General features: G+C 68.6%; 18 protein-coding genes. 7 read left to right on the top strand and 11 right to left on the bottom strand.

Annotated elements, in window-relative coordinates:
- Positions 1-51 precede the first annotated feature (51 nt).
- The gene (locus ACT009_RS13495; protein WP_445191579.1) at positions 52-921 is read left to right on the top strand and encodes an alpha/beta hydrolase; all 870 of its coding nucleotides are present in this window, start codon (positions 52-54) and stop codon (positions 919-921) included.
- A 7-nt stretch (positions 922-928) separates the two neighbouring features.
- Here ACT009_RS13495 and bla read toward each other — a convergent pair whose 3' ends face one another.
- The 3 genes from bla to ACT009_RS13480 form a co-directional block, all read right to left on the bottom strand.
- On the bottom strand, positions 929-1,780 hold the full coding sequence (gene bla, locus ACT009_RS13490) for a subclass B3 metallo-beta-lactamase (RefSeq protein WP_445191578.1): 852 nt from the start codon (positions 1,778-1,780) through the stop codon (positions 929-931).
- A gap of 23 nt (positions 1,781-1,803) precedes the next feature.
- Positions 1,804-2,079 (bottom strand): hypothetical protein, encoded by a 276-nt coding sequence (locus ACT009_RS13485; RefSeq protein WP_445191577.1) that lies wholly within the window; start codon positions 2,077-2,079, stop codon positions 1,804-1,806.
- A 66-nt stretch (positions 2,080-2,145) separates the two neighbouring features.
- Positions 2,146-2,607, bottom strand: coding sequence for an Lrp/AsnC family transcriptional regulator (locus ACT009_RS13480; protein WP_445191576.1), 462 nt, complete (start codon positions 2,605-2,607; stop codon positions 2,146-2,148).
- Between the two features lie 129 nt (positions 2,608-2,736).
- Between ACT009_RS13480 and ACT009_RS13475 the strand changes: the two genes are divergently transcribed.
- Positions 2,737-2,967, top strand: a complete 231-nt coding sequence (locus tag ACT009_RS13475; protein ID WP_445191575.1) for a hypothetical protein — start codon at positions 2,737-2,739, stop codon at positions 2,965-2,967.
- Here ACT009_RS13475 and ACT009_RS13470 read toward each other — a convergent pair.
- The 8 genes from ACT009_RS13470 to ACT009_RS13435 form a co-directional block, all read right to left on the bottom strand.
- Positions 2,957-4,924, bottom strand: coding sequence for a serine hydrolase domain-containing protein (locus ACT009_RS13470; protein ID WP_445191574.1), 1,968 nt, complete (start codon positions 4,922-4,924; stop codon positions 2,957-2,959). The two genes, ACT009_RS13475 and ACT009_RS13470, sit on opposite strands and share 11 nt — an antisense overlap.
- A 1-nt stretch (position 4,925) precedes the next feature.
- Positions 4,926-6,488 (bottom strand): serine hydrolase, encoded by a 1,563-nt coding sequence (locus ACT009_RS13465; RefSeq protein WP_445191573.1) that lies wholly within the window; start codon positions 6,486-6,488, stop codon positions 4,926-4,928.
- A complete protein-coding gene (locus tag ACT009_RS13460; RefSeq protein WP_445191572.1) occupies positions 6,485-7,591 on the bottom strand; it encodes a YkvI family membrane protein in 1,107 nt (368 codons plus the stop codon). The genes ACT009_RS13465 and ACT009_RS13460 overlap by 4 nt, the downstream gene beginning before the upstream one ends.
- Positions 7,588-8,619, bottom strand: a complete 1,032-nt coding sequence (locus ACT009_RS13455) for a DUF1611 domain-containing protein (protein WP_445194099.1) — start codon at positions 8,617-8,619, stop codon at positions 7,588-7,590. The genes ACT009_RS13460 and ACT009_RS13455 overlap by 4 nt, the downstream gene beginning before the upstream one ends.
- A gap of 27 nt (positions 8,620-8,646) precedes the next feature.
- Positions 8,647-10,911, bottom strand: coding sequence for a TonB-dependent receptor (locus tag ACT009_RS13450; RefSeq protein WP_445191571.1), 2,265 nt, complete (start codon positions 10,909-10,911; stop codon positions 8,647-8,649).
- A 94-nt stretch (positions 10,912-11,005) separates the two neighbouring features.
- Positions 11,006-12,283 (bottom strand): peptide MFS transporter, encoded by a 1,278-nt coding sequence (locus ACT009_RS13445; RefSeq protein ID WP_445191570.1) that lies wholly within the window; start codon positions 12,281-12,283, stop codon positions 11,006-11,008.
- The gene (locus ACT009_RS13440; RefSeq protein WP_445191569.1) at positions 12,280-13,287 is read right to left on the bottom strand and encodes a dipeptide epimerase; all 1,008 of its coding nucleotides are present in this window, start codon (positions 13,285-13,287) and stop codon (positions 12,280-12,282) included. The genes ACT009_RS13445 and ACT009_RS13440 overlap by 4 nt, the downstream gene beginning before the upstream one ends.
- Positions 13,287-15,290, bottom strand: a complete 2,004-nt coding sequence (locus ACT009_RS13435) for a serine hydrolase domain-containing protein (RefSeq protein WP_445191568.1) — start codon at positions 15,288-15,290, stop codon at positions 13,287-13,289. Before ACT009_RS13435 ends, ACT009_RS13440 begins: the two co-directional genes overlap by 1 nt.
- A 97-nt stretch (positions 15,291-15,387) precedes the next feature.
- Here ACT009_RS13435 and ACT009_RS13430 point away from each other — a divergent pair, with 97 nt between their 5' ends.
- The 5 genes from ACT009_RS13430 to ACT009_RS13410 all read left to right on the top strand — a co-directional run bounded on the left by ACT009_RS13430 (position 15,388) and on the right by ACT009_RS13410 (position 19,747).
- Positions 15,388-16,077, top strand: a complete 690-nt coding sequence (locus tag ACT009_RS13430) for a helix-turn-helix domain-containing protein (protein WP_445191567.1) — start codon at positions 15,388-15,390, stop codon at positions 16,075-16,077.
- Positions 16,074-17,300, top strand: a complete 1,227-nt coding sequence (locus ACT009_RS13425) for a dipeptidase (protein WP_445191566.1) — start codon at positions 16,074-16,076, stop codon at positions 17,298-17,300. Before ACT009_RS13430 ends, ACT009_RS13425 begins: the two co-directional genes overlap by 4 nt.
- 42 nt (positions 17,301-17,342) lie before the next feature.
- A complete protein-coding gene (locus ACT009_RS13420) occupies positions 17,343-18,347 on the top strand; it encodes a histone deacetylase family protein (protein WP_445191565.1) in 1,005 nt (334 codons plus the stop codon).
- Between the two features lie 327 nt (positions 18,348-18,674).
- Positions 18,675-19,250: a hypothetical protein gene (locus ACT009_RS13415; protein ID WP_445191564.1), complete on the top strand. Its 576-nt coding sequence runs from the start codon at positions 18,675-18,677 to the stop codon at positions 19,248-19,250.
- 23 nt (positions 19,251-19,273) lie between these two features.
- A complete protein-coding gene (locus ACT009_RS13410; protein WP_445191563.1) occupies positions 19,274-19,747 on the top strand; it encodes a hypothetical protein in 474 nt (157 codons plus the stop codon).

Raw genomic sequence — 19,747 nt, 5'->3', positions numbered from 1 at the left:
TGGTATGAATCGTCGCAAGGAGGTCCGGGTTCGATGAGATGCAGCCGGTGGATGATCGCGGCTCTACTGGCCTGGTCGGGCGCCGCGCCCGCGGGACAGGTGACGCAGGACGCTGCAATCCCCCTCTGGACGGGCGATGCGCCCGGCGCCGAGGGGCATGCAGGCGAACCCGAGCGGCTCGAGAACGGCGCCTATGTCCACAACGTCCACCGCCCTTCGCTGACCGTGTCGCGCGCCGACCCCGCACGTGCCAACGGCGTCGGCATCGTCATCGTGCCCGGCGGCGGCCATCGCATGCTGGTGTTCCAGAACGAGGGCATGGTGCCCGCGCGCGCGCTGAACCGCTATGGGATCACCACCTTCGTCCTCAAATACCGCCTCGCGCGCGAACCCGGCGCCACCTACACGATCGAGCGCGACGCCGCCGCGGACGCCCGCCGCGCGATCCGCTGGGTGCGTGCGCACGCCGCCGACTATGGCGTCGATCCGCACCGCGTCGGGATCATGGGCTTTTCGGCCGGCGGCGAACTGGTGTCGCTGGTCGCCGACAATCCCGCGCCGGTCGAGCCGACGCCGCGCGACCCGGTCGGCCGCGAGAGCGCCCGACCCGATTTCCAGGTGCTGGTCTATCCGGGCCCGCTCGGCATCCCCGCCAGGTCGGTGGCCGGAGCCCCGCCCGCCTTCATTACCGCCGGGTCGCTCGACCAGTGCTGCGCCAAGCCGGCGATCACGCTCTACACCCAGCTGCGCGAGGCTGGTATCCCCGCGGAGCTACACATGTTCGCGAGCACCGATCACGGCTTCAACCTCGCCATGCACAACGACCGCATCTCGATCCAGCACTGGCCCGATCGACTCGCCGACTGGCTGAGCGACGAGGGCTGGATGGTCCCCGTGACCAGGCGCCCCGCCACCCGCTGACCGCGATCTACCGCCTGTCTTCCTCGGCCAAGCGCGCGGCAAGTGCGCGTCGCGACGCGTCGGCATAGGCGCGACAGGCGCCCGGCCGCGTGCGGAACCGGTCGGTCGCGCCGCCCTGATCGGCATGCGCGGTGATCAGGAAATCGCACGGCAACCCCCGCATCACCGTGTAGCTGCGGCCGAAGCCCGCGACGATCGGGCGGCTCGCTGGCGCGGTGTAGCGATAGCCATCCGCCGATACCGGGTTGAGGCTGGAGGCGAAGACGAACGCCTTGCACCGTCGCGCCACGCACGACCGCCAGCTCCAGCTCATGCTCCCCATCGTATGGCCCGGCGTCGCCCGCGCGGTGACCACCGCGTCGCCGAGCCGCACCGTGTCCCCGTCGCGGATCGTCCGCACCCGCGGCACGGCGGGGAAGCGGCTGTCATAGCCGCGCTGCGGATCGTCGGCGGCAAGGCGACCCGAACGCAACCCCTCCGCGCCCCGCACGCTGGCGATCACGGTGGCGCCGGTGTCGCGGGACAGCGCGGCGAGCCCGCCGGCATGGTCGAAATGCGGTTCGGTGCTGAGGATGTACTTGATGTCGCGCGGCCGGAAGCCGAGCGTCGCGATGTTGGCGAGGATCGCCGGCTCGGCTTGCGGCAGCGCGCCGTCGATCAGGATCAGGCCCCGGCCGGTATCGATCATCGCGACGCTCAGGCCGCCGAACCCCACGAGATAGCTGTTGCCGAACATCCGCACCGGCGGACGCGGCGCCAGCCATTCCGCGGCGCGCTCGAGCGCGAGCGGCCGGGTCAGCGGATCGTCCGCCGCGCCGATCAGTGCCAGTGCTGCCGCTGCGACCATCCTAACCGACATGTCCGACCTCCCTCATCACCCCGTTAGGCATCGGGATAGTCGTCCGGCGCCATCTTTTCCGACAGGTCCATCAGCGTTCGGGCCGCGTCGCGATCCGCCGAATCCTTGAACACTGCCTCCAGATCGGGCGCCGCGTCGAGCGTGAACAGCAAGGTCCAGAGCGCGAAGCGCCGCGACCGATCCTTCTCCAGCCCCAGATCGACCCGGACATGCTCCAGCCCCGCGGCGAGCGCGCCCGGGGGCACCGCGCCGAGGTCGGCGGTGCCGAAATAGCGGCGCATCTGGTCGTTGAGGTCCATCGGCTTCCCCTAGCCCATCGTCACGACGCGGCAACCCGGTTCCCGTCACGGCATCGACGCGGCTCCTCAAATCGGCAGCTCCGACGTCGACTTGATCTCCGACAGCGCGACGGTCGACGTGATTTCCTGAATGCCGGGCAGCCGGCTCAGCTTGTCGAAGAAGAACCGCTCATAGGCTTCGATGTCGCGCGCGACGATGCGCAGCATGAAATCGGTTTTGCCCATCAGCACATAGGCATCGAGCACCTCGGGAAAGCTACGGATCGCGGCGGCGAACTCGTCGAGATTGGCGCGGCCGTGTGCGTTCAGCCGCACCTGCGCAAAGATGTGCGCGCTAAGCCCGACCTTGCGCCGGTCGACCAGCGCCACCCGTCCGCGGATCACACCCTCGCGCTCCAGCCGGTCGACCCGGCGCCAGCATGGCGAGGCACTCAGCCCGACCTTCGCCGCCAGCTCCGCGATCGTCTGGCTGCCGTCGCGCTGCAGCTCGCGCAGGATTCGCCGTTCGGCATCGTCGAGCGCGGTCATCCTTGTCTCCGATCGGCGTCGGCGCGGTCGGATCGACCGGGTTCGGGCGCGACGGCGCGAAACCGGGCGATCTTTTTCGCCGCGGTCGTGGGACACCGCCCCAGCACCGAGATTCGCAGGACCTTATTCATGACCGTCAGCTTCCACGTCGAAGGCGATTTCCATCCCGAATTACCGATGCGGGTGCTGAACCTGCTCGCACAACGCTCGCTCGCCTGCGAGACCGCGGCGATCGTGCGGGTCGGCGACCGATATCGGATCGGCGTCGCGGTCGCCGGGCTCTCGGCCGACCAGACCTCTATTCTGGTCGCCAAGATGCGCGCGCTGGTGCTGGTCGACATCGCGACCGTCAGTAGTTGAGGCTCCACCCGATCAGGTGCGCGATCGTCGCGACCCACAACACGCCCAGCAGCGCGAGCCCGACCAGCACCGCGCGCAGCTTCACCCCCCACCCGAACGGCTGGCGGAGGTTGACGACGATGTTCCAGATGCCGATCGCCGCCGCCGCGATCGGGATCAGCGCCGCGACCTGGAGCAGGCGGATCGTGCCGTCGAGCCCGTTGTTGTAGACCTCCACGCGCGTATCGAGGATCGGTGCGAGCACCCGATACCAGCCGAACAGGTAGATCAGGTCGGCCAGCGCGGCTAGGCGGGTCAGCAGGCGCACCCGCGCCACCCGTCCGGTCGCGACCGGGCCTGCGGCATGGCGCCGGCGGACCCACCAGCCGACCGGCCAGAACAGGATCGTCAGCAGCAGCACCGCGACGGACGCGCCGACGACGAGCTGGAACATCTTCGCATTGCGCGCCGCCGGCACCGCCTGCAGCACCCCGACCGGGTTCTGGCTGTCGATGATCGTCCGCCGGCCGCCGAGCTCGGTCACGCGCAGCATCCGTGTACCGTCGATCTGGCGCCAAAGCCCCTTCGCGATCTCGCGGAACCGTTTGCCCTCGATCGACGACACGCTGATCGTGCCGTCGTCGTTGGCGGCGATGCCGTCCTGCTGCAGCAGGTAGAACAGGCTGATGAACCCGGTCTCGACCCGGCGCGAACTTTCATAGGGGCCGACCAGCGCGCGTGCATCGTCCGCCGCCCCCGCGATCGCGGGCGGTGTCTGCGCCGGCGGTGCGGGAAAATACCGGTCGAGGAAAAGGTCGAACAGCCGCTCGCGCGCGCCGTATACCGCGTCGCGTTCGCCGCGGCTGTTGAACGACACGAAGATTCCGACGCCCTTTTCGGGCAGCAGGTTGAGATCGGTGTGGAACACCACGGTGTCGCCGCCATGCCCGATTACCGTGGTGCCGTTGCGCGCCATCGAGAAGAAGCCGTGCGCCATCGTGTCGAAGCCCGGCGCCGGCACCTCCGCGGGCGTGTGCATCAGCCGCACCGTCTCCGGCTTCAGGATGCGGACGCCGTTCCAGCTGCCGTCGCCGAGGTGGACGAGCATGAACCGCGCCATGTCGTCTGCGGTCGCGCTGACGCTGCCTGCGGGCGCGGTCTCGACCAGTTCGAACGGCTGCGGCGCCTGGTCGCTCTGCCGATATCCCTTGGCAACGAGGCCAGCGAGCGCGGGCGGCAGCGGCTGGACGAAGCTGGTGTGCGCCATCCCGAGCGGGCCGGTGATGTGGCGCTGGACATAGTCTGCAAACGGTTCGCCCGACACCCGCTGGACGATATAGCCCGCCAGCGCGACGCCGTAGTTCGAATAAGCCGGCGCTTCGCCCGCGGCGAACAGGAAGGGGCGGGTATTTTCCTTCAGATAGCGCTCGGTCGTCTTCAGCCGCTTGGGATCGGTCGCGAGCAGGTCCTTTAGCCCCTCCTCGAAGCCACCCTGGTGCCGCATCAGATCGTTGATCGTGATCGCGCGGCCCGGCGGGGTGATGCGGAAATCGAGGTAGCCATTGATGTCGGCGTCGAGATCGATCTTGCCCGCCTCGACCTGCTGCATCACCGCGGTCCAGGTCAGCAGCTTGGAGGTCGATCCGATCCGCATCAGCGACTGCCGCGGATCCATCTTCCGCTTGGCGCCGACATCGGCATAGCCATAGCCCTTCTCGAACAGCACCGCGCCGTCCTTCACGATGGCGACCTGCGCGCCCGCGATCTTCCCGGCTTCGAGCGTTGCGGGCATGTACCCGTCGAGCCACGCGCCGACATCCGCCGCCGTCAATGCCGGGGTCGCGGGCGACGAGGTCGGCTGGGCCGCAGCGTCGGTCGGCGCGGCGGGCACCGGCCCGACCGGAGGTTTCTGCCCCGGGGTCGCCGCGACCAGCAGGGTGGCGAGCAGCGCAACGATCCGCTTCTTCATCGTCATCATCTCATTTCGCCTGTTCGGGTTCGAACGCCAGGTCGCCGTAATCGAAGCTGAAATCGGCGATCGGCGAGACCGGCTTTGCGGTGATCCGCGCGACTTTGCCTTCGGCATCGAGCGCGAAGGTCAGATAGGCGGGCTCGATATTCTTGTCGTCGAACCGCGCGATGAAGGTGTCGTACTGATACTTCTCCAGCCGCCCCGACATTCGCGGCGTCGGGGTGAAATCGACCGTTAGCCCGCGCTTGTCCGCGCCGATCGCGATCGTCCCGTACCAGGGATCGGTATAGCGACCCGCGTAGCGCGCGAGCGGCAGCGACGGGCCGGTCTTGGCGGGCGCCTTGGTCTTCGCGGTCACCACCGCCTCCGCCGCGGCGATCCGCTGGGTGCGATATGCCTTGAACTTGGCGGGCCAATCCTGTGGCGGCAGCCCCAGATAATGGTCGATCAGCTCCCACATCAGGCCATGGCGAGGCTCCGCCTCCTCGCTGTTCAGCTCGATCGCGAACCCGACCTTCTTCTCCGGGATCAGCACGACCGTCGAGGTCATGCCGAACAGCCCGCCCGCATGCCACACGATCCGCGCGCCGTGATAATCGCGTACTTCCCAGCCGAGCGAATAGGCTTCGAAGCTCGGCGTCGTCGCGGCGACCGGTTCGGGCAGCGGCGTGATCGGGATCGGCGTCACCGGGGTCCACATCTCCGTGCCCGTCGCCGCAGAGAAGACCCGAGCGCCACCGGGCGCCGCGCCGCCGCCCAGCTGCACCTGCAGCCATCGCGCCATATCGGTCGCGCTCGCCGCGACCAGCCCGGCGGGTGCCGCCGCCTGCGGCAATTGGTCCCGCTCGTCCAGCAGTCGCATCGCCCCGGTGCCCCGAACCGCGCCGCCGAACCGCGCATGCGGATAGGCGCGGTTGGGGGTCGCCCACATCGTCTCCAGCTCGTCGACCGCGTGGGTCATGCCTGCGGGCGCGAACACCTGTTCGCGGAGATATTGCTCCCAGGTCCGCCCGCTCACCGCCTCGATCAGCTCCCCGGCGACGGTGTAGAGGATGTTGTCATAGGCATAGGCGCTGCGGAAACTGGTCGCCGGCTTGATGAAGCGCAGCCGACGGACGATCTCGGCACGCGGATAACTGCCGCGCGGCACGTAGAGCAGGTCCCCGGCACCCAACCCCAGCCCGCTGCGATGCACCAGCAGGTCGCGCACCGTCATCTCGCGCGTGACCCAGGAATCGTACATCTGGAAACCCGGCAGGTGATCGATCACCCGGTCGTCCCACTTCAGCTTGCCCGCATCGACCAGCGTCGCGATCGCCGCCGCCGTCATCGCCTTGGCGGTCGATCCGATCAGGAACAAAGTGTCGGGATCGACCGGCTCGGCGCCGCCCATCCGACGCACCCCGAAGCCCTTGGCGAGCGTGACCTGCCCGTTCTCGACCACCGCGATCGCCATGCCGGGCGTGCCCGACGCCTTCATCACCTGCTGGACGTGCGCCTCGAACCCGGCGGGAAGCTCTGCGGCAGCGGGCGCGGCGATGGCCGCGAGCAGGAATGCGGCTAATCTCATGTCGTCGGCTCCGCTTGTGGGACGCGGATGCGCGCGAACAACGTCGCGAGCATCAGCGGCAGGACGTAGATCGCGATCAGCAGCCAGGCGAGCGCGCGATAGCCCGAGGCGATCAGCCCGACCAATCCGACCCGCTCGGCGAGCAGCATGCACGGCAGCAGCAACGCCAGCGCCAGCAGCGCGCGGGTGGCAGGGCGCAGCGTCAGCCGCCCGGCATGCGCCACGCGTTCGTTGATCGCGTGGACCGCGCCGGTGCCGCTTTCCAGCAGCGCCGCGAAGATCATCAGCTGGAACGCGACATGAAACAGCGGGTGGCCGAGCCGCGTCAGGATATAGTCGGACGGCAGCACCGCGTCGGCGATCGCAGGCAGGAACGCGGTCATGCTGACGAAGAACAGCAGCGCCGGTAGCATCGCCAGCGGCGCCGCGATCGCGCCGGCGATCACCGCGTCGCGCTCCGACCGGAAATGCCGCGCCACCGGCAGCACGATCACGGCACCGACGATGTTGTAGCCGGCATAGGTGATGCCCCCCAGCACCCAGCCGCCATGCACCGGAGCGGCGGTGGCGAAGGATTGCGCGATCCGCGGCCCGACCTCGGTCAGCGCCAGCACCAGGAACACCGCATAGGTGGCATAGAGCAGTATCGATACCCACACGAAGACCCGCTCGACCCCGGCATTGCCCCAGGCGACGCAGGCCGTGATCCCCGCCAGCAGCGCCAGCGTCCCCGCGATCGGCGGCACCCCCAGCGTCGCCGCACCGATCGCCCCCGCCGCGGCGCCGAATACCGCCAGGATCACGACGATGAACAACGCATAGGCTGCCTCGAACAACGGCCAGCCGCGCCCCAGCAGCGCGCGGAAGAACGTCCGATAGTCGCGCGCGCCGACCAGATAGGCGAAGCGGAAGGTCGCCGCCGCGACCACGCCCCAGATCACCGTCGCCAGCAGCATCGCCAGCAGCCCGCCCCATGGCCCTGCGGGCAGGAAGAATTCGGCCAGCTCGCGGCCGGTCGCATAGCCGCCGCCGATCACCACCGCCTTGAAGGCGAGCCCGGGCAGCACGAAGCGCCGGAAGCGATCGACCGCGACAGCGCTCATCGCGCGCACGCGTCGAGCAGGCGATCGAACGCCGTGCCGCCGCGGATCGGATCGGCTACGGGCAGGCCGACGCGCGACGCGGTCCGTTCGATCTCCGCGTCCGCCTCCCGATCGCCGAGCGCGGCGGTGTTGAGGCTGATGCCGGCGCAACGGATCGCCGGATTGGTCAGCCGCCCCATCGCGACGGTCTGTTCGATCACCGCCTCGATCGGCGGGACCTGATATCCCGGCGTTCCCAGGATCAGCGCGCGGGCGGGCTGGTGACAGACCACGAACAAATCGGGCTGGCTGCCGTGCAGCAGCGCCAGCGACACCGCGGCGTAGGACGGGTGGAACAGCGATCCCTGCCCCTCGATCACATCGAGATGATCGTCGGCCGCCGCCGGGCTCAGCAGCTCCGCCGCGCCCGCCGCGAAATCCGCGACCACCGCGTCGATCGCGATCCCCTCGCCCGCGATCATGATCCCGGTCTGCCCACTCGCGCGGAAGGTCGCGTCCACGCCCCGCGCCTGCAGCCCGCGCGCGATCGCGAGCGCGGTATATTTCTTGCCCAGCGCGCAATCCGTCCCGACCGTCAGCAGCCGCCGACCGGAACGCTTGGCGCCGGTCGCGATCGGCAGGTCCGGCGGCGGCACGCGCACGTCGATCAGCCGTGTCCCCGCCTGCGCCGCCGCATCGCGCAGCACGGGGATCTCGCCTAGCCGTGTGTGCAGCCCCGCGACGAGGTCGAGCCCCGCCGCGATCGCCGCGAGCAGCGCGGGCATCCACGATGCGGGCACCACGCCGCCCTGGTTGGCGACCCCGATCACCAGCGCCCGCGCGCCCGCCGCGGCTGCTTCCGCCGGGGTCATCCGCGGCAGGCCGGTCGTCACCGTCGCGGTCGGCAGCGCATATTCCCCGAGGCATCGATCGGGCGCCCAGTCCCGCAACCCGAGCGCGGTCTTGGCGAACCCCGCCTCCACCGCATCGCCAAGGAACAGCAGATACGGCGCGGGAAGCGCGTGGACCGCGCGCTTCGCCGCGGGCATCGGGCGGATCGCGGCGTCGGCCACCAACTAGAAGCCGGCGCCGAGCGTCAGCCCGATCGTGCGCGGACGGATGATCGCCGCCCCGATCGCGCCGAAGGGATATTCACCCGCCGCCGGGAAAGCCGGCGTCACCGTGGCGCTGATGCGGCCGGCCGAATTAGTGAGGTTCTTGGCATAGACCTCGATGGAGAACTTGCCGAAGTCGACCCCGGTGCGCAGATCGACGACGTTGTAGGAACCGATCCGCGGCTGCCGGCCATAGCTCGCGAGATAGCCGGGGCTGTAGTTGCCCGGCTGGTCCCCCACGAGCCGCACGGATCCGCCGACATAGGCGGTCGCCTCCGCCCCTACCCGCCAGTCGTAATCGGCGTTCACGGCGCCGGAAAAGCGCGGCACGAACGGCAGGGCGTCGCCGTCCCTCCCGCCGACCGCGACCGGATCGGTGTCCTCCGTCAGCTTGGCGACGGTGTAGGCACCGTTGACCGAGGCGGTGAAGCCCTGGGTGGGGCGCAGCGTCGCGGTGAATTCGACGCCGTCGCTCGTCGCGCTGCCGCCATTGGTGTTGACGCCGTAGCCGTTCACCTGGGCGAGCAGCTGGATGTCCTTCCAGTCGATATGGAACGCGGATACGTCGATGCCGAAGGTGCGATCCTCGGTCTCCGCCTTGGCGCCCACCTCGTAGCTGATGATCGAATCCGAATCGAAGGTCGACGGCGTTCCCGCGGGCGCGCCCGGCGGCAGCACGTTCGGCCCGCCCGGGCGGAAGCCCTTGGCGACCCGCCCGTAGATCATCGCCTTCTCGCTGATCTTGAACTTGGGCGCGGCCGACCACGTGAAGACGTTTTCGTCGCTGCCCACCTTGGGCGCCGCCACCGCGAGCAGCCCGGTCCCGCCCTGTTCGGCGTTCTGCTTGTTGTGGCTGTAGCGCCCGCCGAAGGTCAGGTCGAACCGCGGCCCGGCATGCACCGTCGCGTTGGCGAAGCCCGCAATCTCCTCGTAATGCGAATTGAGGAAGATGTCGGCCAGCTGCGGCACCCCTGCGAACAGGGTGAAGGTGCCAGGATCGAACGCGTCGAGCCGCTGCAGCAGCTTGCCGTCCTCGTTGCTGTAGTAGCCGCCGATCAGCCATTCGATCGCGCCGTCGCCGTCGGACGCGAGCCGCACCTCCTGGGTGAAGCGGTTGGTGTTGGTCCGCTGCGCCAGGCCGATATCCGCCGCCGGCCCGGTCGCGTCGCTGTAGAGCCCGAGCAGCGTGCCGTAATAGACCGTGAAATCGTCGCGCAGCGTCTCGTGCAGCGTGCCGTAGCTGGTGGTCGACGTTACCGTCGCGAACCCGAGATCGCCGGTCAGCGTGCCGGTGTAGAGCCGGTAGGCGATGTCGGTGAAGGTCGGCACATATTGCGACTGCGTGTTGCGGCCGTACAGCGTGTTGAAGTTGACCGGATCGGTTTCGACGATGCTTCCCGCCTGGCTGTCCAGGTTCTGCAACAACGCGGTCAGCCGCACCGAGAATCGGTCGCTCGGCTTGAACAAGGCCGACACCCGGCCGCCATAGCTCTTGTACCCGTTGATGTCCTTCGCGACGTCGGAGCCGTTGGTCCCGATCGAATCGATGAAGCCGGCCATGTCGCGATAGAAGCCCGATGCGCGCACCGCCAGCTTGTCGCCGAGCGGCAGGTTGATCATCGCCGAGCCCATGTAGCTGAGGTCGCCGCCGTCGACCGCCTCGATCCCGCCGCGCGCCCGCGCCTCGGTCTTGGTCGTATCGGGAAGCGCGGTGACGTACTTCAACACGCCGCCGAGCGAACTCGCTCCGTAAAGCGTTCCCTGCGGTCCACGCAGCACCTCGACGCGCGCGACGTCGAACGTGTCGAGCTCGCCCGACAGGATTGCGCCGTTGACCAGGCTGGTCGACGACCCGAATGGCGTTTCGTCGATATAGGTCGCCACCGTCGCGGCGACGCCGCCGGTGTTGATGCCGCGCAGCACCAGCCGCGCCTCGCCGGGGTTCGACTGCGATGCCTGGAGGCCGGGGACGAGCTTCAGATAATCCTGGAAGGTCTGCGCGCTGTTGCGCTCCAGCGCCGCACCGCTGACCACCGACACCGACTGCGGCACGTCGATCAGCGTCTGCTCGCGCTTCTGCGCGGTGACGATGATGTCGTCGCGCTGGTCCGCGAAATTGTCCGCCGCCGCCGCGGTCGGCGGCTGCGACTGGGTGGTCTGCGCCGTCGCCGATGCCGCTGTCAGGGCCGCGGCGGCGCTCGTAATCAGAAGCAAGGTACGTGTCATCGCTGTTCCCCTTCGGCAGTGGCCCGCGTCCCCACTCACCCGATGAGGAGCATTGTTCTTCTAATCAGAGAAGATCGTCCTAATCGGAAATCTGTCAAGACAATTCGGACGTAGGCGGTCTTTCGTCGGCGGCGATGTGCGCGCTCGGATCGATCAGCCGCAACAGCAGCGCGGCGAGTGCCGCGATGCCCGCGAGCAGCAGGAAATAGAGCGGGTGGCTCATTCGACTCCACAGCGTGCCGACCAGCCCCGCGAACAGGCTCCCGGCGAAAATCGCCAGATACCAAGCCGCCACCGTCGTCGCGCCCAGCCCCTTGGGCGCCAGCCGCGCGAACAGCCCCAGCCCGGTCGGCAGGATGAACAATTCGCCGAAGGTGAAGATGGCGAAGAACAGCACCAGCCACGTCCACGACGCGTTTGTCCACACCGCCGATACGCCCGCGATCAGCACATAGGCGGCGGCGACCATCAACGCGCCGACCGCCATCCGCCGCGTCGGCATCGTCTCCCCCCGCCGGTCGGCACGCCGCCGCCACCAGGCGAGCAGCGGCGGCGTCATCAGGATCACGAACAGCGGATTGAGCGAGATGAACCACGTCATCGGGATCGCGAACCCGCCCGCCTGCTTGTCGACGCCGGTGTCGGCCCAGAGCGGCAGCGTGTTGCCGACCTGCTCGTACGCGCCCCGGAACACCGTCACCGACAGCGCCACCGCGACCAGCAGCAGGACGGTCGAGCGTCCGAACCGCACCGCGGGCGCATGCCCCTGCTCGATCGCAGGATGCCGCGCGCTCGCCGGCAGATAGCGCTGACCCCAGACGTAGATCAGCACGCCCGCGAGCATGCCGACCCCGGCTGCGCCGAACCCGTAATGCCAGCCATAGGTCTCCCCCAGCCAGCCGCACGCCAGCGGCGCCAGGAACCCGCCGATGTTCACCCCGACATAATAGACGTTGTACGCCCAGCCGACCCGCGGATCGCCGGGTTCGTAGAGGTCGTCGATCTGGCTCGGCAGGCTCGGCAGGAACAGCCCGTTGCCGAGCGCGATGGTCGCGAGTGCGACGTAGAACAAGGGTTCGAACGCCATCAGGAAATGGCCGATCGCCATGATCGTCCCGCCGATCACGATCGCGCGCCGCTTGCCGAGCACCCGATCCGCGATCACGCCGCCAACGATCGGGGTGAAATAGGCGCAGGCGGTGTAGGTGCCGTAGATCAGCGACGCCTTGTCCTGCGCGATCAGCAACTGCTTGGTCATGTAATAGACCAGCAGCGCGCGCATGCCGTAATAGGAGAAGGTCTCCCACATGTTGGTCAGGAACAGGATGGTCAACCCGCGCGGCTGACCAAACCAGGTGCGCTCGTCGGTCATGCCGGCGTGTGCTGGCCCGACCCCCAAACCTCCGGGCCGGCGTAGAGCATGCCGCCCCGATAGACGACGCCGGGCTGCCGGTCCTCGGCGAGCAGCGCGGGTCCGTCGAGATCGACGAGATCGGCGATCTGCCCGAGGACGAAGCCCGGTGCGGTGCCGAGGCTGGTCGCCATCATCGTGCCGATCATCACCCCGAGCCCCAGCCGCCGCGCCTCCGCGGCCATCAACAGCCCCTCGGTAAGCCCGCCGCACTTGTCGAGCTTGATGTTGACCACGTCGAACCGCCCCTTCGCGGGCGCGACGTCGGCGAGGGTCAGCAGGCTCTCGTCGCCCGCGATCGGGATCGCCGACCGAAACCCGTCGAGTTCGGCCTCGGCGCCGCGCGCCAGGGGCTGTTCGAGCAGCGAGACTCCATGCTGTGCCAACCCGTCGATGAGCGCCGCCAGATCGGCGCGCGCGAATCCCTGGTTGCCGTCCACGCCGAGCCAGATGTCGGGCCGGGCGGCTCGGATCGCGGCGACGCGGGCAAGGTCGAGCGGCAGCTCGCCGGTCAGCTTGACCTTGATCGATTTCGCCTCGGCATAATCGCGCGCACTCGCCGCCATCGCGTCGGGCGTGTCCGCACCGATCGTAAAGGTGGTGACGATCGGCTGCGGCTCGCTCCCCAGGCCCGCCAGCCGCCATACCGGCACGCCCGCCTGCGCCGCCTCGAGCTCCCACAAGGCGGCATCGACCGCGTTGCGCGCGCCGCCCGCCGGCATCGCGGTGCGCAGCGCGTCGCGGGTGATGCCCGCCTCGATCGTGCCGCGCGCCTCTTCGATCTGCCGCTGCATGTTGGCGAGATCGTCGCCCAGATAATAGGCACCCGCCCCCTCGCCCCGACCGCGATGCGTGCCGTCGTCGAGCGTGACGACCAGCACCTCGGCGGTCTCGAACACATAGCCCGAGATCCGGAACGGTCGCGCCAGCCGCAGCGTGGCGGTCTCGTGGACTAGGCGGAGCATCAGTAGTGCGTCGTGATCGCGAGCAGGCTGTACGACCAGGTGGTCCACAGCACGATCAGCGTCGCCAGCAGCAGCAGCACACTCCACAGCTTGCGCGTCCAGTGGCGGCCGTCGCGGAACGCCACCGCGACGTGCCACGCCGCGATGCCGACCGCCCCGACGAACACGATCACGCCCGCGATCTCGAGCAGCAGCAGCACGCCGTCGCCGGGCGCGCCGTCGCCGAAGATCACCGAGATCAGCCAGAACCACCCGCCGAGCACCAGCAGGCTCGCCAGCGCCATCATCCGCGCCGCCCGTGCCGACCGCAGCGACGCGCCGGCAAGCGGGGTCGGCGACTGGAAGCGGCGGCGGACATACCAGCCGACCGGCCAGTAGAGCACCGTCAGTAGCAGGATCGCGAGGCTCGCATAGAGCGCCGGCACCAGCCACGCCGCGGACCGCGACGCGGGCACCCGGTCATAGACCATGAACGGCGCGATCAGGTCGAAGCTCCAGCGCACCGGCTTGCCGTCGACCACCTGCGCGGCGAGGCGATCATGCCCGTTCGCGTCGCGCCACACATAGGGTGCGATCTCCACCCAGTGCAGCGGCGCGCCGCCCGGTCCCTTCAGTCCCGGCACCAGCAAATGCCCCTCGGCGTCGGTGGTCACCTCCATCTGCCCGAACAGGTTGAGGATGTTGACGAAGTTGGTCAGCGACGACCGGCTGACCTGCCAATGCCCGGTCATGTTGCGCGCATGATCTGCCGCCGTCGCGGCATCGACCCGCCCGTCGCGCACCGTCGACGGGAAATAGCGGTCGGCGAAATCCTGGAACAGCTGCCCGCGCAGCACATGCGCCGCGCCTTCGCGCCCCGCGGTGTTGAACGACACGTAGAACCCGACATGTTCGTTCATGAACAGATGCAGCGAGGTGTGCATCTGGTTGGTGTCGCCCAGATGTGCGATCACCTCGCGACCGTTGACGTTGGTTTCGAAGAAGCCAAGCTCCATCCGGTTGAGCGGCGGGATCAGCGATCGCGGATTGACCTTGGCGAGCGGACTGTCGTGCATCATCGCCGCGGTCTGCGGATCGAGGATGCCGCGGCCGTTCTCCAGATGCGCGATCATGAATTTGGCCATGTCGAGACCGGAAGCGGAAAGGGACCCGGCGGGCGCCGCGACGACCACCTCGAATCCCTTCGGCGGCACCGATGCCTGCGGGTAGCCGACCGACATCAGCGGCGCGAGCCGGGCGGGCAGCGGCTGGCGGAAGGTCGCGGTCTTCATGTCGAGCGGACGGAAGATCCGCTGGTCGACATAATCGTCGAAGGTCATTCCAGACACCCGCTCTACCACATAGGCGGCAAGCGTGGTCGCCCAGTTGGAATAGGCCGGGGTGGTGCCCGCGTCGTAGACCCGCGGCGGCACGTAGCGCTTCAGATAGGTGCCGATCGGCACCACGTCTCCGGCCATGTAGGTGATCAGCCCCTTGTTCGCTTCCTCGAACCCAGCGGTGTGGGTCATGATCTGCCGCATCGTGATTGGCTGGCCGTTGCGCGGCGGGATCTTGAAATCGAGGTAGCGGTTGATGTCGGCGTCAAGGTCGATCTTGCCCGCCTCGACCTGCTGCATCACCGCGGTCCAGGTGACCAGCTTCGACACCGATCCGGGCCGGAACAGCGTCAGGTTCGGATCGACCGGCTTGCGCTTGGCGATGTCGGAATAGCCGTATCCGCGCGCCGCGATCACCTGCCCATCCTTGACGACGGTGACGACAGCCCCCGCGAGATCGCCGGTATGCAGCGCATAGGGCATGTAGCCGTCCAGCCAGGCGTCGACGTCCTCGGCGCTCAGCTGTTGGGTGCCGCCTGCTGCGGGTTTGGGCGCGGTGGCGGGCCGCGCCTCCGTTGCCGCGGGCGTCAGCGGCGAGACCGGTGCCTGCGCAGGTGCCATCGTCACCGCAGCGAGCGCGCCGAGCCCCGCCAGGAGCCATGCCAGTTTAGATCCGATCGTCCCCATTGCCGTCGAGCCTTATGTTCGGTACTGTTGTTCAGTAGCCTGATCAGGACACAATGATCCTGTTTAGGCATCTCGTCAACGGCCTGAAGGATCGCCCGTGCCGACATCTCCGCCGACGCTGGGCACGCTGCTGAAGGGCTTGCGCGCTCGCGAGAATTGGACGCTGAAGGAGATGAGCGCCAAGTCCGGCATCCCTGTCTCTACGCTGTCCAAGATCGAACATGATCGGCTGACCTTGACCTACGACAAGCTCCAGGGGCTGGCGAAGCGGCTCGGGATGCGGATGACCGATCTGTTTGCGGAAGATCAGGAGGAGCCGGTCCAGCTCGTCACCGCGCGCCGCAGCCTCGGCGATGTCGCCAGATCGGTGCGGGTCGAGACGCCGAACTACGACTATTATTATCTTTGCACCGAGCTCCGCCGCAAGCGGATGATCCCGGTCGTCACGAAGATCCGGGCTCGCTCAGCCGAGCAGTTCGGCGAGCTCGTCCGTCACAGCGGCGAGGAGTTCATCTACGTGCTGAGCGGCGCGATCGAGGTGCAGACCGAATTCTACGATCCGGTCACGCTCAAACCCGGCCAGTCGCTCTACATCGATTCGAGCATGGGCCACGCCTATCTCGCCGCGGACGGCTGCGAGGAGGCGGAAGTGCTGGCAGTGATGTCGAGCCCGGAGGAGGAACTGATGGAGTCGCTACTCACCCTCCACCACGGCCAGCGCGCGGACGCCGCGGAGAACGAGAACGAACCACCGACACTAGGTCGCCGCCTGCGGGGTGGCTTGTGAGGACCACGCTGCTCGCCGCCGTCGCGCTGGTCGCGCTCGCCACGCCGGCGGCCGCGCAGGATTACGCCGCCCGCGTCGCGCGCGTGCTGAAGGCGACGCCGCTGATCGACGGCCATAACGACTGGCCCGAGGTCTTGCGCGAACGCGAGGGCGAGGCGCGCTGGACGATCGACCTCGGCGATCTCTCGCGCAGCAAGGCCGCCTACAACACCGACATCGCGCGGCTGCGGCGCGGCATGGTCGGCGCGCAATTCTGGTCGGTGTGGGTCTCCCCCGATCTGCCGGGTAAGGATCAGGTCGAACAAACGCTCGAGCAGATCGATCTCGTTCGCTCGTTACCCGATCGCTATCCCCTGGTCTTCACGCTCGCGCGCACCGCCGACGACGTCCGTCGTGCGCATGCCGCGGGCCGGATCGCTTCGATGATCGGGGTCGAAGGCGGCGGGCAGATCGACGGCAGCCTGTCGGTGCTCCGCGCCTATGCCGCGCTCGGGGCGGGCTATCTGACCCTTACCCACACCCGCGCAATCGACTGGGCGGACTCCGCTACCGACGATCCCAAGCATGACGGCCTGACCGATTTCGGCCGCAAGGTGGTGCTCGAACTCAACCGCCTCGGCATGCTGGTCGATCTCAGCCACGTCAGCGAGAAGACGATGCGCGATGCGATCGCGGTCAGCAAGGCGCCGGTGATGTTCTCGCATTCCAGCGCGCGCGCGATCGACGATCATCCGCGCAACGTGTCCGACGCGGTGTTGCGGCTGGTGGCGAGGAACGGCGGCGTGGTGATGGTCAACTACGCGCCGGCTTACGTGTCCGACGCCTATCGCCGCTGGTCCGCGGATGCCGCGGCCGAGAAGACCCGGCTCAACGCACCGCCCTATAACGGGCTCGACATCGGCCAGCCTGACAAGGCCGCCGCCGATTACGCGATCTGGCTGAAGGCCCATGCCGCGCCGCGCGTCACCCTCTCCCAGGTCGCGGACCATGTCGATCACATCGCAAAGGTCGCCGGCGTCGATCATGTCGGCCTCGGCTCCGATTTCGACGGCGTCGGCGAAACCCTGCCGCAGGGGCTCGGCGACGTCTCGACCTACCCCGCGCTCCTCGCAGAACTGATGCGGCGCGGCTGGTCCGACGCCGATGTCGCGAAGGTCGCAGGCGGCAACATCCTGCGCGTCATGGAAGGCGCCGAGCGGACCAGGGCGGCGATGGCGCGCTGATCGGGGTACACGCGCCGGCGCCGCGGCTATAGGCTCGCCGACATGATCACGATCTTCGATCCCCACCAGCTGCTCCACGCGCCGCTGCGCGAACTCCACAATGGCGGCTGGGCCGACCATGCCGAGATCCCCGGGCGCGCCGAGAACGTCCTCGCCGCGCTCGGCCCCGCGCTGCCGGCCCGCGACCTGGGCATGGCGCCGATCGCCGCGGTCCACGACGAGGGCTATCTCGCCTTCCTCCAGGCGGCACATCGCGACTGGGTCGCGGCGGGGCGCGGCGGCGACGCGATCCCCTATGTCTGGCCGGTGGTCGGGCGGCGCGAGCTAGATCTCACCCGGATCGACGCGCGGCTCGGCCGGTACAGCTACGATGCCGGCACGCCGATCACCGCGCATAGCTGGACCTCGGCCTATTGGTCCGCCCAGACCGCGCTTACCGCGCTCGACGAGGCCACGCGCGCGCCTGCGTTCGCGCTGTGCCGCCCGCCCGGCCACCACGCCGGACGCGACTATCTGGGCGGCTATTGCTTCCTCAACAGCGCCGCGATCGCCGCGGCGGAGGCGCGCCGCCGCGGGCTGGGGCCGGTCGCGATCCTCGACGTCGATTATCACCACGGCAACGGCACGCAGGACATCTTCGCCGCGGATCCCGACATGCTCTTCGTATCGATCCACGCCGACCCCGCCACCGATTACCCCTTCTATTGGGGACATGCCGACGAACGTGGCACCGGCGCGGGCGAGGGCACCACGCTCAACCTGCCGCTGCCGCGCGGCAGCGATTGGGCCGCCTACGAACCCGCGCTCGATCGCGCGATCGATGCGGTCGCCGCCTATGCCACCCGGTTCCTGGTGGTGTCCTTCGGTGCCGATACCTTCGTCGACGACCCGATCTCGCATTTCGCGCTGCGCCGGCCCGATTTCACGCGTCTCGGCCAGCGCATCGCCACGCTCGATCTGCCGACCCTGATCGTCATGGAAGGCGGCTATGCCACCGCGGACCTGGGCGACAACGTCGCGGCCTTTCTCGCGGGGATAGCCAGTTGATCAGTTCGGAGACGCGCCAACCTGCTAATTAGGGCGCTACGCCGGTCGGTACTGATCGCGATCGCGGTCACCGCGGCGGCGCATGCGGCATTGCTGCGGCCCGGGCAGCCCGACATCCTCGCGCTCGACCTCATCGTCGCCGCCCTCGCCCTTGCCGCGCTGGTGCTCTTGCGACAGCCCGTCGCCACCAGCATAAAACTCGAATTGAGGTGTAAAGCAGACAATCGAAACAACATCGGGTTTTTGCGATTCCCTTAAGGATCGAACCCTAGCCTGGTCGAATAGAACGTGCCGTCATCCGGACGTTGTTTGATGAGGATAGGTGCCTTGACGCTCTCTGCCAGCCAACGCTTCCATACTCTGCTTCGCCGCGCCGCGATCGCCGGTTCGGCATTGTCGCTGATCGCATCGGGCACGCCCGCCGCCGCGGCGACGCAGGGTACGCTCGGCGCGACGTCGACCGGCAGCCTCACCATCACCGTCAGCGTCGCCAACCGCGCGCAGATCACCGGGCTGACCGACGTCGCCTTCACCAACATCGATCCGTCGACCGCCGCCACCGCCGCGCAGAGCAACTGCGTGTGGAGCAACACCGCGACCAAGGGCTACAGCATCACCGCCACGGGCAGCGGCACCAGCGGCGCCTTCACGCTCGCCAACGGCGCGCTGTCGGTTCCCTATAGCGTCCAGTGGAGCGCCAGCTCGGGCCAGAGCAGCGGTACCGCGCTGTCGGCGGGCAGCGCGCTCGCCGGGCTGACCAGCACCGCGGTCAACCCGACCTGCAGCACCAGCCCGACGACCTCGTCGAGCCTGATCGTCTCGATCGCCGCGCCGAACCTGCAGAACATGCAGTCGGCGACCAGCTACACCGGCTCGCTGACGTTGCTCGTCACCCCGCAATAGCCGTTGCCGGGGCGGACGGGATCATGGGCGGCCGACGCCTCGTCCGGCTGATCGCGGGCATCGCCGCGGTCGCCGCGGCATCGGCGGCATCGGGGCAGGCCGTCCTCGTCTCCGGACTGAGCGATATCGGCTTCGGCACGATCACCAGCTTTGGCGCGGATCGCACCCAGAGCCAGTCGATCTGTGCCTATAGCGGGCTGCTCGGTGGCCGCTACACCGTCGCCGCGACCGGATCGGGAGCCGCAGGTGCGTTCACGCTCGCCAACGGCGCCGCACGGCTGCCGTACGAGGTGCAGTGGAGCACCTCGTCGGGCCAGACATCGGGCACCAATCTTTCACCGGGCGTGCCGCTCGGCGGGCAGACGATGCTGCTCAGTTGCCCGATCCTGCAGACCACCAACGCCAGCCTGACCGTCGTGCTGCGCGCCGCGGCGCTCAGCAGCGCGACCGCGGGTGCCTATACCGGCACGCTGACGATCATCCTGTCGGCCAATTAG

It is taken from the genome of Sphingomonas sp. Tas61C01, assembly GCF_052567495.1.
This window is presented reverse-complemented; position numbering and strand designations above follow the sequence as displayed.